The 15,963-nt window shown below is 67.4% G+C and carries 14 protein-coding genes and 2 pseudogenes; 7 read left to right on the top strand and 9 right to left on the bottom strand.

Going from position 1 to position 15,963, the window contains the following annotated elements:
- The first annotated feature begins 183 nt into the window (after window positions 1-183).
- Both G6N33_RS19285 and G6N33_RS19280 read left to right on the top strand, forming a co-directional pair.
- Window positions 184-1,050, top strand: coding sequence for an SDR family NAD(P)-dependent oxidoreductase (locus G6N33_RS19285; RefSeq protein ID WP_044507475.1), 867 nt, complete (start codon window positions 184-186; stop codon window positions 1,048-1,050).
- A gap of 78 nt (window positions 1,051-1,128) precedes the next feature.
- Window positions 1,129-1,962, top strand: a complete 834-nt coding sequence (locus G6N33_RS19280; RefSeq protein ID WP_044507477.1) for an SDR family NAD(P)-dependent oxidoreductase — start codon at window positions 1,129-1,131, stop codon at window positions 1,960-1,962.
- Window positions 1,963-1,966: 4 nt separating this feature from the next.
- On the opposite strand, the gene G6N33_RS19275 is transcribed toward G6N33_RS19280, so the two are convergent.
- From G6N33_RS19275 to G6N33_RS19265, 3 genes are read right to left on the bottom strand one after another with little or no spacing between them, the layout of a single operon-like run.
- Window positions 1,967-2,839, bottom strand: a complete 873-nt coding sequence (locus tag G6N33_RS19275) for a glycine betaine ABC transporter substrate-binding protein (RefSeq protein ID WP_101528735.1) — start codon at window positions 2,837-2,839, stop codon at window positions 1,967-1,969.
- Complete coding sequence (locus G6N33_RS19270; RefSeq protein WP_044507479.1) at window positions 2,836-4,008, bottom strand: NAD(P)-dependent malic enzyme; 1,173 nt, start codon at window positions 4,006-4,008, stop codon at window positions 2,836-2,838. Before G6N33_RS19270 ends, G6N33_RS19275 begins: the two co-directional genes overlap by 4 nt.
- A gap of 37 nt (window positions 4,009-4,045) precedes the next feature.
- Window positions 4,046-5,035: a malate dehydrogenase gene (locus G6N33_RS19265; RefSeq protein ID WP_044507481.1), complete on the bottom strand. Its 990-nt coding sequence runs from the start codon at window positions 5,033-5,035 to the stop codon at window positions 4,046-4,048.
- Between the two features lie 251 nt (window positions 5,036-5,286).
- Between G6N33_RS19265 and corA the strand changes: the two genes are divergently transcribed.
- Entirely contained in the window at window positions 5,287-6,387 is a 1,101-nt protein-coding gene (gene corA, locus G6N33_RS19260; RefSeq protein WP_044507483.1) for a magnesium/cobalt transporter CorA, read from the top strand.
- Window positions 6,388-6,394: 7 nt separating this feature from the next.
- On the opposite strand, the gene G6N33_RS19255 is transcribed toward corA, so the two are convergent.
- The 6 genes from G6N33_RS19255 to G6N33_RS19230 form a co-directional block, all read right to left on the bottom strand.
- Window positions 6,395-7,009: a suppressor of fused domain protein gene (locus G6N33_RS19255; protein ID WP_101528736.1), complete on the bottom strand. Its 615-nt coding sequence runs from the start codon at window positions 7,007-7,009 to the stop codon at window positions 6,395-6,397.
- Window positions 7,006-8,187 (bottom strand): ABC transporter ATP-binding protein, encoded by a 1,182-nt coding sequence (locus tag G6N33_RS19250; RefSeq protein WP_044507489.1) that lies wholly within the window; start codon window positions 8,185-8,187, stop codon window positions 7,006-7,008. Before G6N33_RS19250 ends, G6N33_RS19255 begins: the two co-directional genes overlap by 4 nt.
- A 4-nt stretch (window positions 8,188-8,191) precedes the next feature.
- Window positions 8,192-9,025: a carbohydrate ABC transporter permease gene (locus tag G6N33_RS19245; protein ID WP_044512189.1), complete on the bottom strand. Its 834-nt coding sequence runs from the start codon at window positions 9,023-9,025 to the stop codon at window positions 8,192-8,194.
- The gene (locus tag G6N33_RS19240; RefSeq protein ID WP_044507491.1) at window positions 9,015-9,938 is read right to left on the bottom strand and encodes a carbohydrate ABC transporter permease; all 924 of its coding nucleotides are present in this window, start codon (window positions 9,936-9,938) and stop codon (window positions 9,015-9,017) included. Before G6N33_RS19240 ends, G6N33_RS19245 begins: the two co-directional genes overlap by 11 nt.
- The gene (locus G6N33_RS19235; RefSeq protein WP_101528737.1) at window positions 9,935-11,296 is read right to left on the bottom strand and encodes an extracellular solute-binding protein; all 1,362 of its coding nucleotides are present in this window, start codon (window positions 11,294-11,296) and stop codon (window positions 9,935-9,937) included. Before G6N33_RS19235 ends, G6N33_RS19240 begins: the two co-directional genes overlap by 4 nt.
- A gap of 65 nt (window positions 11,297-11,361) precedes the next feature.
- Window positions 11,362-11,889, bottom strand: coding sequence for a general stress protein (locus G6N33_RS19230; protein ID WP_044507494.1), 528 nt, complete (start codon window positions 11,887-11,889; stop codon window positions 11,362-11,364).
- A gap of 76 nt (window positions 11,890-11,965) precedes the next feature.
- On the opposite strand from G6N33_RS19230, the pseudogene G6N33_RS19225 reads away from it, so the two are divergent.
- The 4 genes and pseudogenes from G6N33_RS19225 to G6N33_RS19210 all read left to right on the top strand — a co-directional run bounded on the left by G6N33_RS19225 (window position 11,966) and on the right by G6N33_RS19210 (window position 15,941).
- Window positions 11,966-12,545 (top strand): annotated as a pseudogene (locus tag G6N33_RS19225) (DUF4190 domain-containing protein).
- Between the two features lie 59 nt (window positions 12,546-12,604).
- Window positions 12,605-13,915 (top strand): magnesium transporter MgtE N-terminal domain-containing protein, encoded by a 1,311-nt coding sequence (locus G6N33_RS19220; RefSeq protein WP_044507498.1) that lies wholly within the window; start codon window positions 12,605-12,607, stop codon window positions 13,913-13,915.
- A pseudogene (locus tag G6N33_RS19215) lies at window positions 13,912-14,417 on the top strand (DUF1003 domain-containing protein); the annotation flags it as partial. The gene G6N33_RS19220 and the pseudogene G6N33_RS19215, both read left to right, overlap by 4 nt.
- Window positions 14,418-14,615: 198 nt before the next feature.
- The gene (locus G6N33_RS19210) at window positions 14,616-15,941 is read left to right on the top strand and encodes a lytic transglycosylase domain-containing protein (protein ID WP_163771593.1); all 1,326 of its coding nucleotides are present in this window, start codon (window positions 14,616-14,618) and stop codon (window positions 15,939-15,941) included.
- Window positions 15,942-15,963 lie beyond the last annotated feature (22 nt).

Here is a 15,963-nt window from a genome sequence, read left to right as displayed (position 1 = left end):
GAGCGCCCCACGGCGCGAGCAAGGAGCCGGGCAATTGGCGCGAGCCCGGCGACGGCGAGCGCCCCACGGCGCGAGCAAGGAGCCGGGCAATTGGCGCGAGCCCGGGCTTCGCTAGTCCACCCGCTGGACCGCAGCCGACACCGGCTAACCTCTCCGATGGGGCGGTCCTGAGAAAGGGTAGGCATGGACAAGTTCGCCGGTAAGGTCGCCGTGGTCACCGGAGCGGGCTCGGGTATCGGCCAGGCGCTGGCCCTCGCGCTTGCCCGCTCGGGCGCCAGCGTGGCTATCAGCGACGTCAACATCGACGGATTGGCGCAAACCGAGGAACAGCTGAAGGCCATCGGCGCACCGGTGAAGACCGATCGACTCGACGTCACCGAGCGGGAGGCCTTCCTGGCCTATGCCGACGCGGTCAACGAGCACTTCGGCAAGGTCAACCAGATCTACAACAATGCGGGACTCACGCATATCGGCACCATCGAGTACAGCCGCTTCAAGGACATCGAGCAGGTGATGGACGTCGACTTCTGGGGCGTCGTCAACGGCACCAAGGCCTTCCTCCCCCACCTGATCGCCTCCGGCGACGGCCACGTCATCAACATTTCCAGCGTGCTCGGCCTGATGTCGCTGCCCGGTCAGCCGGGTTACGTCGCCGCGAAGTTCGCCGTCCGCGGCTTCACCGAGGCGCTGCGCCAGGAGATGCAGGTGGCCGGGTATCCGGTCGGAGTAACCGTGGTGCACCCGGGCGGCATCAAGACCTCGTTCGGCACCAACGCCGAGATCGCCGAGGGCATGGGGCTCACCCAGGAAGAGATACTCGAGAACTTCGACCAGCAGGTCGCCAAGACCACCGCCGAGCAAGCCGCCCGCGCCATCCTGGCTGCCGTCGGCAAGAACAAGCCCCGGGTGCTGATCGGTACGGACGCGAGATCTGCCGACCTCATGGTGCGGGTGTTCGGCGGGCGATACGGCGAACTGCTGTTCGGCGGACCGTCGTTGCTGGGCCGGTTGGCACTGCGCGTGCGTTTGCTGCTCGCCCGTAAGCGCTGAGAAGAACCACCTGCAAATATCCGAGACCAGTGGTACCGGGTAATCTCGAGGCAATTGCAGAGTAAGGGGAGGGCGCACATGCAGGGATTCGCCGGCAAAGTCGCCGTGGTGACCGGCGCAGGTTCGGGCATCGGCCAGGCGCTGGCCGTCGAGCTGGCCCGCTCCGGTGCCAGCGTGGCTATCAGCGACGTCAACACCGAGGGACTGGCGCAAACCGAGGAACGACTGAAGGCCATCGGGGCGCCGGTGAAGGCCGATCGACTCGACGTGGCCGAGCGGGAGGCTTTCCTGGCCTACGCCGAGGCGGTCAACGAGCACTTCGGCAAGGTCAACCAGATCTACAACAACGCGGGTATCGCCTACACCGGTGACATCGAGGTCAGCCACTTCAAGGACATCGAGCGGGTCATGGACGTCGATTTCTGGGGCGTCGTCAACGGCACCAAGGCCTTCCTTCCGCACCTGATCGCCTCCGGCGACGGCCATGTGATCAACGTCTCGAGCGTGTTCGGGTTGTTTGCGGTGCCGAGCCAGGCCGCCTACAACGCGGCGAAATTCGCCGTCCGCGGCTTCACCGAAGCGCTACGCCAAGAGATGCAGGTGGCCCGTCACCCGGTGAAGGTCACCACGGTCCACCCGGGCGGCATCAAGACCGCAATCGCGCGCAACGCCACCGCCGCCGAGGGAATCGACGCCGCCGAACTGGCCAAGACGTTTGACAAGCGGATGGCGAGCACCACGCCCGAGCGGGCCGCCCAAGTCATCCTGGATGGGGTCCGCAAGAACAAGGCCCGGGTGCTGGTCGGCACCGACGCCAAAGTACTGGACGCGCTGGTGCGGCTGACCGGCCCGGGCTATCAGCGGCTGTTCAGCCCGGTCACCCACCGGGTCGCCGCACCGAAAAAGCGGTAGCGTTTCACCGCCCCAACGGGTGTTCGGCGAGCCAGCCCCCGGCGACCGCCTGCGGATCGGCGCCACCGGCGACCTGTCGGCGCATGTCGGCCAGAGCGGCGGTGTCCAGCACGCCCGCCACCTCGTTGATCGCCAGCACCTGACGATCGGTCAACACGTTGCGCCGATACAGCGGCACCACGTTCTGCGCCTGGATCAAGGCGGGCTTGCCGTCGGCGAGCGGGACCAGGTCGCCCGGCAGCGCCGGGTCGGCGGTGCTGGTCCATCCCGCGGTCAATTCCCCGGCCCGCAGCGCCGCGAACATCGTTGCGCCGTCCGGGAATTCGCGTGGAGCGGGCATCCGGCAAGTGCCGACGACCGACGGTGCCGGGTGGCCGGCGACGGCGCCGACGGTCAACCCGGCGCAGTGCTTGCCCAACGTGCTCAGATCCGCGCTGCGGTCCTGGCCGCCCCACGCCTTAGCGGTCGGTTGCGTCACCAGCAGCACAGGCTTGTCCTCGGCGGCCGTGGTGTAGTCGCCGGCGGCGATGCCCTCGGGAAGCGCCGCCACCATCGCGCGGTACACCTGGGCGTCGGACAGCGCGCTGGCGCCGGGCTGCAAGGCCTGCAGGGTCTGGCCGGTGAACGCGGGGGCGACGTCGAACGCACCCGAGCCCAGGCGTGCCATCGGGTCGTCCGCGGTTTCGGTCCGTGCCGCGAAACCGTACGACCGCAGCGCCGCGGCGTAGACGTCAGCCAGCAGCACCGACAAGGCGTCCTTCGGGGAGCCGACGACCACCTCGGGGGGACCACGGTGGCCACCGGAGCTGCAACCGGCGCAGCACCCGGCGGCGAGCAGGGCCGCGACCAGCAGCGCCGCCAGCCGGCCGACCTTCACGCCGGGTTGGCTGCGGCCCGCGCCACGGCCTGCGCCACCGCCGTGCCGACCCGCATGTCCAGCGGACTCGGCACGATCCGGTCCGGGGCGAGCTCGTCGCTGACGACGGAGAAGATCGCCTCGGCCGCGGCCACCATCATGTTCTCGGTGATCCGCCGCGCCCCGGCATCGAGCGCACCGCGGAAAACTCCGGGGAACGCCAGCACGTTGTTGATCTGGTTCGGGAAGTCGCTGCGGCCGGTGGCCACCACGGCGGCATGGCGGGCCGCGACGTCGGGATGAATTTCCGGGTCGGGGTTCGACAGCGCGAAGACGATGCTGTCCGGTGCCATTGTGGCGATGAGTTCCTCCGGCACGACGCCGGCCGACACCCCGAGAAACACGTCGGCTTCCTTGAGCGCCTCTACCATGCCGCCGGTCAGCCCGCGCGGATTGCTGCTGCGCGCAAGGTCGGTCTTGACGACGTTCATGCCGTCGCGGCCGGCGTGCAGAATGCCCTGCGAGTCGAGCACCGTGATGTCCGAAACGCCCATCGCCAGAAGCAGTTTCGAGCACGCCACGCCCGCGGCCCCGGCGCCGGACACGACCACCCGCAGCGACCCCATGTCGCGTCCGAGCACCTTGCTGGCGCCCATCAGCGCGGCCAGCACGACAATCGCGGTGCCGTGCTGGTCGTCATGCATGACCGGGCAGTCCAGCGCGTCGATCACGCGTCGTTCGATCTCGAAGCAGCGCGGCGCGGAGATGTCTTCCAGATTCACCGCGCCGAACGTCGGCCGCAGGCGCACCAGCGTTTCGACGATCTCGTCGGGATCCTTGGTGTCCAGCACGATCGGGATCGCATTGAGGTCGGCGAACTGCTTGAACAGCGCGCTCTTGCCCTCCATCACCGGCAGCGCCGCGGCCGGTCCGATATCGCCGAGACCCAGGACCGCACTGCCGTCGCTGACCACCGCCACCAGCCGATGCGCCCAGGTGTAGCGGTCGGCCAGGGTGTGGTCGGCGGCGATTGCCCGACTGACTTGCGCGACGCCCGGCGTGTAGGCGATCGACAGCGCACGCTGCGTGTCCAACGCCGCCTTCATATCGACCGAAAGCTTGCCACCTACGTGAGCCTCGAAGATCTCGTCGTCTCCGATGACTAACGGCGGTGGCACGATTCCGGACACGCGCCCAGGGTACTGACTATCGATTAGCGGGCCTAATTCAGATCAGCTTGAGCTCCGTGACCGCGTTGCGCTCGTCGACCAGCTCGGCGGTCGTCTTGTCGATGCGGCCGCGGGAGAACTCGTCGACCTGCAGACCTTGCACGATCGACCAGGTGCCGTCCTTGGTGGTCACCGGGAACGACGACACGATGCCCTCGGGCACGCCATAGGAGCCGTCGGAGAACACCGCCATCGACACCCAATCACCCTCCGGACTGCCCAGCAGCCAGTCGCGGGCGGCGTCGACGGTGGCCGACGCGGCCGAGGCGGCCGACGAAGCGCCGCGTGCATCGATGATCGCCGCGCCACGCTTGGCGACCGTCGGGATGAAATCGTTTTCGATCCAGTCCTGGTCGTTGACGACCTCGGCCGCGTTCTTGCCACCGATCTCCGCGTGGAAGATGTCGGGATACTGAGTGGCCGAGTGGTTACCCCAGATGGTCACCTTCTTGATGTCGGTGACCGTGGCGCCGGTCTTCTTGGCCAACTGCGAAATCGCCCGGTTGTGATCCAGGCGGGTCAGCGCGGAGAACCGCTCCTTGGGGATGTCGGGGGCATTGCTCAGCGCGATCAGCGCGTTGGTGTTGGCCGGGTTACCGGTCACTCCGATGCGGATGTCGTCGGAGGCGACCGCGTTGAGGGCCTTGCCCTGCGCGGTGAAGATCGCGCCGTTGGCCTCCAGCAGGTCGCTGCGCTCCATGCCCGGGCCGCGCGGGCGCGCACCGACCAGCAGGGCCAGGTTCACGCCGTCGAAGATTTTGTTGGCGTCCGCGCCGATCTCGACGCCGGACAACAGCGGGAACGCACAGTCGTCGAGTTCCATGACGACGCCCTCGAGCGCCTTGAGCGCCGGCTCGATCTCGAGCAGCCGCAGCTCGATCGGACGGTCGGGTCCCAGCAGCGAGCCGCTGGCCAGGCGGAACAACAGGCTGTAGCCGATCTGGCCGGCAGCGCCGGTGACGGCCACCTTGAGTGGACTTGCGCTCACGTCGATGTACTCCTATGGAGAAGGTCTTCAAAAATCGCGTCGCCCACGAAACTAGCGCACTCCCACCGCCCCGAATTCTTCGGTCCTGGCCACCAAAGGGGCCACCAAAGGGAGCCGCCGGGCATTCGTCGCCGTCGGCGCGGTGCCCGCCGCTGTCCCAGCACCGCGCCACGCTATTTCATGACCCGTTTGGCCAGCGCGCGTAGCATTGAGCACCGCTCCGCCACTTTTGGGCGTGACTGGAGGTTGAGGTGTTCGAGGGTTTCGACGCACTGCCCGAGGCGCTTCGAACGATCGCGCATGAGCCGCAGGCCAAACCCGCGGCGGAACCGCTTCCGCCGCACGTGGCCCTGGTCGACTGCGCGGTCTATGTGGAGGGCCAGCGGTTGCCCGGCACGTTCACCTATGAGGCCGCAGACAGCAAGGTGCACCAGATCCAGGCATTGGGGCACGAGGCGTTCGTCTGGGTCGGCTTGCACGAGCCCGGCGACGTCCAGATGAAGGAAGTGGCGGAGGTTTTCGGCTTACATCCGCTTGCCGTCGAGGACGCCGTCTGCGCCCACCAACGCCCCAAGCTGGAACGCTACGACGACACACTGGTGCTGGTGCTCAAGACGGTCAAATACGTGCCGCACGAATCCGTGGCCCTGGCGCGCGAAATCGTGCAAAGCGGCGAGGTGATGATCTTCGTCGGCAGGAACTTCGTGGTCACGGTGCGCCACGGTGAGCACAGCGGACTGGCCGACGTACGCAAGCGCATGGAAGCCGACGGTGAACAGCTGCGGCTGGGGCCCTTCGCGGTGATGCACGCGATCGCCGACTACGTCGTGGACCACTACCTCGAGGTGACCCGGCTGATGGAGGCCGACATCGACAGCATCGAGGAGGTGGCGTTCGCCCCCGGCCGCAAGATCGACGTCGAACCCATTTACCTGCTCAAGCGGGAGGTCGTGGAGTTACGCCGATGCGTCAATCCGTTGTCAGCCGCCTTCCACCGCATGCAGATCGAGAACAAAGACCTGATCTCCAAAGAGGTGCGGCGCTATCTGCGCGACGTCGGTGACCACCATTCCGAGGCCGCCGATCAGATTGCCAGTTACGACGACATGCTCAACTCGCTGGTTCAGGCGGCGTTGGCGCGAGTCGGCATGCAGCAGAACAACGATATGCGCAAAATGGCCGCCTGGGCCGGCATCTTGGCGGTGCCCACCATGGTCGCCGCCATCTACGGCATGAACTTTCACTTCATGCCGGAACTGGATTGGACGTGGGGCTACCCGGGCGTGATGGGCCTGATGACGGTGACCTGTCTGGTGCTGTACTTCCAATTCCGCAGGAACAACTGGCTCTAGCCGTTGCTCAGTTGGGTTGAGTGGCATGGCGATGCGGGTCCAGCACGTCGACGCCGTCGGTGCGCCAGGCCTCTCGCATCGCCTCGGCGCCCTTCAGCCGCACCCAGGCCGCTTCGGTCGCGGTGATCGGCGTCGCGGACAAAAACCTCACTGGCTCGCGCGGCGGCTCTAACGGGCATTCCGCAATGTCACTGGGGCCCAAGAGAACTGCCGTGAATGGCACCCGTTGCGACGGCGAAGACCACAGCGGCGAGCCGAGATCGATCAGCGCGTCCGGGCCCAGCACCAATCCGTCGACTGCCGGCGCAGCCGCGAGTACCGCCAGGCTGCGGGCAATCCCGGAGACCTCGCCGGGATTGCGCAGACACAGCGTCACTTCGGCGCGCGGGCCGCGGTGTGGGTCGACGACGATCTCGGTGGGATCGACCATCGGGTGGCGCGAGCAGCCCAGCGAGACGTAGTCGACCAGCGCGCCGGCGCCGTCCTGGCCGTCCCGGCGGAAGCGCAGCACCTCGATCGGCTCGGACCCCAGAAACGTCACACTGGCCGAATCTGGTTCACTCCATCCGCCGGCGAAGTGGTCGCGCAAGTGGGCCCGCACCCGGTCGAGGATCGGTGTCACTGTTGGCCGCACGCCCGGGGCGCGGTGAGGTTCGCACCGGTGTCGGCGTCGAACACCGCGAGTTTTGCGGTGTTGAAAGCCAATTCGATCGGCTGGCCGACGACGGCGCTGGATTCGGCGGGAACCCTTGCCACGAACTGGTTTTCGGCGACATCGGATTCGGCGGCCACCTCGTCGAGCCGGGCCGAATGCACGTCGGAGTTAGCGATGGTGAAGTACACATACTTGTCGGCCCCCAGTGATTCGATCAGGTCGACGGTGATCTGGAAGGTCGTCGACGTGATTCGCTGGTACCCGTCGAGGAGCGTGGCGTCCAGCAGGTGTTCGGGCCGCATCCCGACGATGACGTTGTCCGGTCTGGGATGCTGGGCCATCACCTGCTGGAGTTGCGGGCTGAGCATCACCTCGCCGAACGGCAACGTCAAGCCATTCGGCGTCAAGGTTGCGGGGAAGAAGTTCATCGGCGGGGACCCGATGAACCCGGCGACGAACAGGTTCGCCGGGCGCTCGTACAGCTCCTCCGGCGTGCCGATCTGCTGGGCCGCCCCGCCGTGCATCACCACCACCCGGTCACCCAGTGTCATCGCCTCGGTCTGGTCGTGCGTGACGTAGACGGTGGTAGTCCCCAGCCGGCGCTGCAGCCGGGCGATCTCACCGCGCATCTGCACCCGCAGCTTGGCGTCCAGGTTGGAAAGCGGCTCGTCCATCAGAAACGCCTTGGGCTGGCGCACGATCGCCCGCCCCATTGCTACGCGCTGCCGTTGTCCGCCTGACAGCTGGGAGGGCTTGCGCTCCAGAAGTTCGGACAGGTCAAGGATTTTGGCGGTCTCGGCAACCTTGCGCTCGATGTCGCTCTTCTTCATCTTCGCCAGCGTCAGCGGGAAAGCAATGTTCTGCCGAACGGTCATGTGCGGATAGAGCGCATAGGACTGGAACACCATCGCGATATCGCGATCCTTGGGTGCCTTTTCGTTGACTCGCTGGCCGCCGATGCGCAATTCACCCGACGAGATATCCTCAAGGCCGGCAATCATGTTCAGCGTCGTGGTCTTGCCGCAGCCGGATGGCCCGACCAGGATCAGGAATTCCCCGTCCGCGATGGTGAGGCTCAAGTCCCGCACCGCAGCGTGCCCGTCGGGGTAACTCTTGGTGACATGCTCCAGCACAATCTCGGCCATCGCGCTATCCCTTCACGGCGCCTGAGGTCAACCCGGCGACAATCCGTCGTTGGAAGATTAGAACAAACACGATGATCGGAACCGTGATCACGATGGCGCCGGCCGCGATCGACCCCGTCGGCTCCTCGAATTGCGAACTGCCGGGGAAGTTCGCGATCGCCACCGGAGCGGTGATCGCCGCTTTGGTGGCGGTCAGCGACAACGCCAACAGCAGATCGTTCCAGGCGAAGATGAAGACCAGGATCGCCGCGGTCACCAGGCCAGGTGCCGCCAGCGGGACGATCACCTTGCGGAAAGCCTGGCCCGGTGTCGCGCCGTCCATTTTCGCGGCTTTCTCCAGATCCCAGGGGATCTCCCGGAAGAACGCCGACAGGGTATACATGGCCAGCGGAAGCGCGAAGGTGATGTACGGCAGAATCAAGCCGGGCCAGGTGTCGAAAAGTCCTAGCCAGCGCTCGATTTCGAACAGCGGAGTGACCAGCGAGATGGCCGGGAACATGGTGATCAGCAGTGCGGAACCGACGAGCAGTCCCTTGCCGGGGAAGTGCAGCCGCGCAATGGCGTACGCCGCCATCGCGCCCAGCAGCACCGCGACCGCAGTGGCAATCAGCGCAATTCCGATGGAGTTGAGCAACGCCGAGGTGAAAAAGTCACCGCGGAAGATGCCGCGATAGTTCTCCAAGGTCACCGACGACGGAATCAGCTTGCCGTCCTTGACCGTTGACGTCGGTTTGAGCGACAGGCTGAGAATCCACAGCACCGGAAGCAGGGCGTAGACCACGACCAGGGCATCGATGGCCACCCACAGCGCGGCGCGGCGCGTCGGCTCAGCGTTCATCGGTGCCCCCACCCGGTTCGGGGACAAGCTGATGCGCGCCGAACACCTTGATGAACACGAGGGCGATGATGCCCACACACCCGAAGATCAGCACGCTGATAGCCGAGCCCAGGCCGACATCGAAGCCTTGAAACAGGTTGTCGTAGCCCAGCATCGACACCGAGCCGGTGCCGTTGGCCCCCTCGGTCAGCACGTAGATGTTGTCGAAGATGCGGAACGCGTCCAGCGTCCGGAACAGCAGCGCCACCACAACCGCTGGTTTGATGATCGGCAGCACGATGCGGGTCAGCCGCCGCCACGGTCCGGCTCCGTCCACCTGTGCAGCTTTGAGCAGATCCTGCGGGACCAACGCCAGCCCGGCCAGCAGCAGCAGCGACATGAACGGCGTCGTCTTCCAGACCTCGGCGAGGATGACGATACCCAACGATGGGATTTGTTGCGTCAGTGGGGCTTGAGGAAAAGGTGAGCCGTGCGGCAGCAGGTTGGCCAGGTAACCGGTGCCCGGCGTCCACGCGTAATACCAGCTGTAGGAAGCGACCACCGTGACGATTCCGTACGGGACCAACACCGCGGTGCGCACCAGGCCCCGGCCGATCAAGGTGTGGTGCATCACCAGCGCCAGCGCCAGGCCGAGCACGAATTCGACCGTCACGGAGACCACCGTGATGGCCGCCGTCACCGCCAGTGCCGTCCACCAGTAGCGGTCGGTCAGAACGGTCTGGTAGTTGCCCAAGCCGATGAACCGGGTGTCCTTCGGGGTGGCAAGGTTGTTGTGTTGCAAGCTCAGCCAGAGCGCATAGCCAATCGGGTACGCCGTCACAGCCAGCATCAACGTCGCCGCGGGCGCAACCAGAACAAACGCCAGCCGCTGCTCGGCTGGACGATTGCGGAGCCGCCCGCCGAACGCGGTCACGGCAACAATCCCTTGCCGTCGATGGCCCGCTGCACCTGTGTGGTGAGTTCGTCGGCGGTGCGCTCAGGGTCGATTTCGGTGATCGGGCTCAGCGTCGTCGCCAATCGAATCCCGACCGCTTGGTAGGCCGGTGTCGCCGGACGCACCGCGGCGTCGGTCAGCTGCCGGCGGATGATGGAGTGCATCGGGTATTTGGCCTGAAACTGTGGGTCGGAGTACAGCGAGGCACGCACCGCGGGTAGGCCGCCCTGGATCGAGATGTACTTCTGATTCTGCAGGCTGCGCAGGCATCTGATGGCTTCGAACGCCTCGGCCCGGTGCCGGCTCGTGCTCGCCACCGCGAGGTTCAGCCCACCGATGGTCACCTTCGCCGGCCGCCCCGGCGCCACGCCCGGGTAGGGCGCGAACCCGAAGACCCGTTGGCTGGCCTGGTAGGCGATGCGGAACTGTTCGTCATCGGGTGCGAAGGTGCCGTACTGGTTGATGCTGGCGGCCAACGCCGGATTCTCATTGAGCGGCAGAAACTTCACACCGCCCTTGACCGCATTCTCTAGCAGCGATGCCAGCACAAACGGCCAGTTGACTTCGAGCGCGGCCCTGCCCTGTTCGACGGCCAGCCGGGCCGTGCTCTCGTCGGTCCGGGTGATCGACGGGTCGGCTCCCGACGCGGTGGCCACCGTCTTCAGGATCCGCAGCGCGTTGACGGTGGCGGCCCGATGGGCGGCAGTGTCGGTCAGGGTCACGTGCCGCCCGTCTTCGGAGAGCACCTGGCCGCCGCCGCTGACCAGCAGCGTGTTGAACCACACCACCAGCCCCTCGCCCTGATTCGCCTGCACCGCGATCCAGCTGGGCTCCCCGGCGGCGTGCAACCCTGCCGCCGTCGCGACCATGCCATTCCAGTCGCTTGGCGGTTCAGGTATCAAATCTTTTCGGTACCAAAGCAATTGGGTGTTGGTCGTGATGGGCGCGGCGTACAGTTGGCGCTTCCAGCCTGCCGTCGCGAGCGGTCCTGGCAAGGTGTCGACGGTCGCGTCCGCCTCGGCTCGGCCGGCCGGGTCGTCCGACAGCGGCAGCACCCACCCCGCTTCGGCGAACTCGGCGGTCCAGATGACGTCCAGCGACATCACGTCCAGGGTGCGGTCGTGACCGGCCAATCGCCGGGCATACTGCAGCCGTTGCGCGCCGGGCGCTCTGGGCAGGCTGACGTGCGCAATGGTGAACCGCCCGCGGGCCTCCTGGCTACAGCGCCGGGCGACTTCGGCGAACGTCGCCCCGTCGGCGGCCGGGGTGTAGAAGCTGATCACCAGGCCACGGACACCCGAGCCGCAGGCGGTCAGCACCGACGCCGCGGCCACCATCGCCACCAAGACCGCGCCCACCGTGCGCGCGCCTCCGCGACGACTCAACACCAAATCAAGAGCCTTCAGATCGCCAGACGGGCAAGCAGATCTCGGGCCTTCTCCGCGTTCTGCGGATCGCACAGTACGTCGTAGCGGCCGGCCACCAATTGCATGGTCGAACTGAAATCCCTGGTACCGCGCGCCATTGCGTACGGGACCGCCGAGGTGATCAGGCCGAAGAACACGCCGGCAACCAGCCCGGTCACCAGCGCACCCCACGGGTTCGGGCTGAAGAAGCCCAGCACCAGGCCGATGAACAACCCGAGCCACGCACCGCTGAGCACTCCACCGCCGAGCACCTTGGGCCACGACAACCGGCCGGTGACCCGTTCAACTTGCATCAGATCCACGCCGACGATGGTCACCTGCTGCACCGGAAACTGCTGATCGGACAGATAGTCGACCGCGCGCTGCGCCTCGGCATAGGTGGGATAAGAGCCCACCGGCCAGCCCTTCGGCGGAGTCGGCAATTGCGGCACGGCCCGCCTGCCCGCGGCCGCGCCGCTGGGCGTCGCGCCGGGGACCTGGCCAGGCTGGAAAGGACTAGTCATCAGCGATCATTCTCCTCCGACGTGGCCGTGTTTTCACCCGGACCTCCCACCCTATCGAGGTCCGTCGCAGGCTAGGTTGAACACCATGACGGGTCCAGGCGGCGGCAGCGGCGACAGCGGCGACAACGCCGCGGACGCGCGCGCGACCGGCGGTCAGCACCCCGGCCAGCCGGGCTGGGCGGGGCCCTGGGATTCCCCGCCGCCCGCCGGGCCCGTGCCGCCCGGTTACCCCGGCGGCGAACAACCCGGCTACCTGGCCGACTACCCGCAGTTCACCCCGCCATTTGGCTACCAGCAGCCACCCGGCCCGCCAGGAGCACCGCCGCAATTCGGCAGCCCCCCAACCGGCTACGGTCCCCCCGCCGTATCCAGGCGGGTATTACCCGGCGCCGGGCTATCCGGCCGACTACTGGCCGTCCGAGGGCGTCGCGGCCGGAACCAACGGGCTAGCCATCGCATCGCTGATCGCCTCCTTCACCGGTCTGCTCTGCGGCATCGGCGGCATCGTCGGCATCGTGTTGGGCACCATCGCGCTCGATCAGATCAAGCGCACCCGCCAAGACGGGTACGGCATGGCCGTGGCGGGCATCGTGATCGGCGTCGCGACCCTCATCGTGGGCCTGATCGTGATGATCTTTGCGGTGCACTCCCATTAGGGCGGCTCGCCAGAGCCGGCGCGCTGCCATCGGGCAGCCGGCTGCCTAGGCTCAACTGCATGGCATCGGTCAACAGGGTGTACATCGCGCGGCTGGCGCGCATGTTGGTGTTGGGGCCCATGGGCGAGAACTTCGGGCGCATCCGCGATGTCGTAATCAGCATCAGCATCGTCCGCCAGCAACCGCGGGTGCTGGGACTCGTGGTGGATCTGGCGACCCGTCGCAGCATCTTCATCCCGATTCTGCGGGTGGCCGCGATCGAGCCCGACGCCGTGACACTGAACACCGGCAGTGTGTCGCTGCGCCACTTCGAGCAACGCCCGGGTGAGGTGCTGGCGATCGGCCAGATTCTCGACACCCAGGTCACGGTCAACGACCCCGAATTCCCGGAGTTGGCCGGGCGCGAAGTCGTCATCACCGATCTGGGCATCGAACAGTCCCGAACCCGCGACTGGATGGTGACCAGGATTGCGGTGCGCACCCACCGACGGCTGGGGCGGCGCGGGCCGGTGCATGTCGTCGACTGGCAGAGCGTGCATGGATTGACCCCGTCAGCCTTGGCGATGCCGGGCCAGGCAGTGGCGCAGCTGCTCAACCAGTTCGAGGGACGCCGGGCCGTCGACGTGGCCGACGCCATCCGCGGGCTGCCGGCCAAACGGCGTACCGAGGTGTTCCAGGCCCTGAGCGACGAGCGATTGGCCGACATCCTGCAGGAGCTGCCCGAGTCCGAGCAGGCCGACGCGCTGTCGCAGCTGGGCACCGAGCGCGCCGCCGATGTGCTCGAGGAAATGGATCCCGACGATGCGGCCGACCTGCTGGGTGAGCTCAACCCGACGGATGCCGAACTGTTGCTCGCCCGAATGGATCCCGGCGAATCCGCCCCGGTGCGAAGACTTTTGAAGCACTCGCCGGACACGGCGGGCGGGTTGATGACCTCCGATCCGGTGGTACTGACCGCGGACACCACGGTCGCCGAGGCGCTGGCGTTGGTCCGCAACCCCGACCTCACCCCGGCGCTGTCGTCGATGGTGTTCGTGACGCGTCCCCCGACCGCCACCCCCACCGGGCAGTACCTAGGCTGCGTGCCGTTGCAGCGGCTGCTGCGCGAACCGCCGAGCGAGCTGATCGGCGGCATCGTCGACAGTGACCTGCTCACCTTGGCCCCGGAGACCAGCCTGGCCGCGGTGACGCGCTACTTCGCCGCCTACAACCTGGTGTGCGGGCCCGTCGTCGACGCGGCCAAGCACCTGCTGGGTGCCGTCACCGTCGACGACCTGCTCGATCACCTGTTGCCGCACGACTGGCGCGCGGACGCCCACGAGCTCAACACCGCGGTCGGACGCGCCAACGCCACCGAGGGGGCTTCGTGAGCAGACCAACGGCACCGCGGCGGCTGTACACCCCCCGGACGTCGCGCGGAATTTCGTTGCGCCTGGACCCTGAAACGGTGGGGCAGAGCACCGAGGCCATCGCGCGCTTCTTCGGCACCGGGCGCTACCTGCTGATTCAGACCGTGGTGGTGGTGGTGTGGATCGCGATAAACCTGATCGCGGTCGAGTGGCGCTTCGATCCGTACCCGTTCATTCTGCTCAACCTGGCCTTCTCTACCCAGGCAGCGTATGCCGCGCCGCTGATTCTGTTGGCGCAGAACCGTCAGGAGAACCGGGACCGCGTCGCGCTCGAAGAGGACCGCCGTCGCGCCGCCCAGACCAAAGCCGACACGGAGTATCTGTCCCGCGAGCTGGCCGCCCTGCGGCTGGCCATCGGCGAGGTCGTCACCCGCGAATACCTGCGCGATGAGCTCGACGAACTGCGCGCCCTGCTGGCTGACCGCGACCTGCAGACCCCGGCCGGGGAGCCTCCCGCGCAGCGGTAGCGCCAAGTTGCCGGGCCCTTTTTGGGGGTGTTCGGGCCGCTTTGGGAGCAGTAAGGAATCCCCTTGAATACCGAATCCACCATTGCGCCACTCTGGTCACAAGAGTTATGTATGGTGATCTAGTTCACGAGGCTAAGCAGCGGTTCCGGCGGCTCACAAGGGCTTCCGATAGCCCAAATACTTAGGACGGTGGAGTGCGCGTAGGGGGTCGCTTGGGTGCTCACCCGGCCGTCGCGGCGGTGCGGAAGCGGCTGCTTCCCACATCTCGGGTACAGGCGTTCAGCGTGGCGGTGATCAGTCCGCTGGTTTTCGCCGGAGCCGTCAGCGCGACGCCCGAACCCACCCACGGTGCGAAGAGCCCGATCCCGTCGGTGCATGCGGTCATCACGCCGGTCGCTGCGGTCTCCCCGAGCGTTCCCGACCTGTCCGGCCCGGTCGTCATCGCGATCGACCGGGCGCCGACGGCGTTCCATGTCGCGGCCGGTGCCGTGTCGGCGCCGCCCCCGCCGATGGTGGTGAATACGCCTGGCGCACTGGGCATTCCGATGATGGCGCTGACCGCCTACCGCAATGCCGAGCAGAAGATGGCCGTGTCCGACCCGGGCTGCGGCGTCAGCTGGAACCTGTTGGCCGGCATCGGCCGGATCGAATCCGGGCATGCCGGCGGCGGTGCCGTCGACGCCCGCGGTACCGCGGTCACGCCGATCTACGGTCCGGCGCTGGACGGCACGTTGCCCGGCAACGAAGTCATCATCTCCAGCAGTGTCGGCAACCGCGTCACCTACGCGCGCGCCATGGGCCCCATGCAGTTCCTCCCCGGCACGTGGGCGCGCTACGCCTCCGACGGTGACGGCGACGGCCTGGCGGACCCGCAGAACCTGTTCGACTCGACCCTGACGGCGGCCCGTTACCTGTGCAGCGGCGGCCTGAACCTGCGCGACCCCGCTCAGGTCATGGCCGCGATCCTGCGCTACAACAACTCCACCGCCTACGCGCAGAACGTGTTGGGCTGGGCCGCGGCGTACGCCACCGGCGTCGTCCCGGTCGACCTACCGCCGATCACCGGACCGCCACCCCCGCTGGGCAACGCGCACGACGAACACCCCGAGGGGCTCGGCCCCGGCTTGCCGATCAACATGATCGGCCTGCCCCAGGACGATCCCATGGCCCGGATGCCGCTGATCGACCTGACCGGCCAGCCGCAAGCGGTCAGCCCCACCCAGCCGATGTTCCCCTGGATGGCCCCGCCGCCGCCGGTCACCGGCCCGACGCACGGCCACATGCCGGGATGCACCGTGATCTGCATAACCTCGCAGAACACCCCGCCGGCCGGACCGCAGCCGTTCGCGCCGTTCGCCCCGCCGCCGAACGCCGCCCCGCCGTGGGCGCCGTTCGCACCACCGCCACCTCCCCCAGCCGCTCCGCCCGCTCCGGCCGCGCCGGATCCGGTGGCCGGCCCGCCGGGTGCTCCGGCGCCGGCAAGCCCGCCCGCCGCGGGACTACCCGCCCCCGTCCGCTGACGCCAGCCGGCCGGGCGAACGT

Source organism: Mycobacterium simiae (assembly GCF_010727605.1).
GTDB classification, from domain to species: Bacteria; Actinomycetota; Actinomycetes; order Mycobacteriales; family Mycobacteriaceae; genus Mycobacterium; species Mycobacterium simiae.
This window is presented reverse-complemented; position numbering and strand designations above follow the sequence as displayed.

Excerpts from the sequence above, each read along its gene's own strand:
- G6N33_RS19280 (WP_044507477.1), top strand. The coding sequence starts at position 1,129 with ATGCAGGGATTCGCCGGCAAAGTCGCCGTGGTGACCGGCGCAGGTTCG.
- G6N33_RS19235 (WP_101528737.1), bottom strand. The coding sequence starts at position 11,296 with ATGGTGGCCGCGGCGTCGGTGCTGACCGCCTGCGGCTCGGGTGTCCGT.
- G6N33_RS19250 (WP_044507489.1), bottom strand. The coding sequence starts at position 8,187 with ATGGCCGAGATTGTGCTGGAGCATGTCACCAAGAGTTACCCCGACGGG.
- G6N33_RS19220 (WP_044507498.1), top strand. The coding sequence starts at position 12,605 with ATGGCATCGGTCAACAGGGTGTACATCGCGCGGCTGGCGCGCATGTTG.
- G6N33_RS19230 (WP_044507494.1), bottom strand. The coding sequence starts at position 11,889 with ATGACTAGTCCTTTCCAGCCTGGCCAGGTCCCCGGCGCGACGCCCAGC.
- G6N33_RS19245 (WP_044512189.1), bottom strand. The coding sequence starts at position 9,025 with ATGAACGCTGAGCCGACGCGCCGCGCCGCGCTGTGGGTGGCCATCGAT.
- G6N33_RS19285 (WP_044507475.1), top strand. The coding sequence starts at position 184 with ATGGACAAGTTCGCCGGTAAGGTCGCCGTGGTCACCGGAGCGGGCTCG.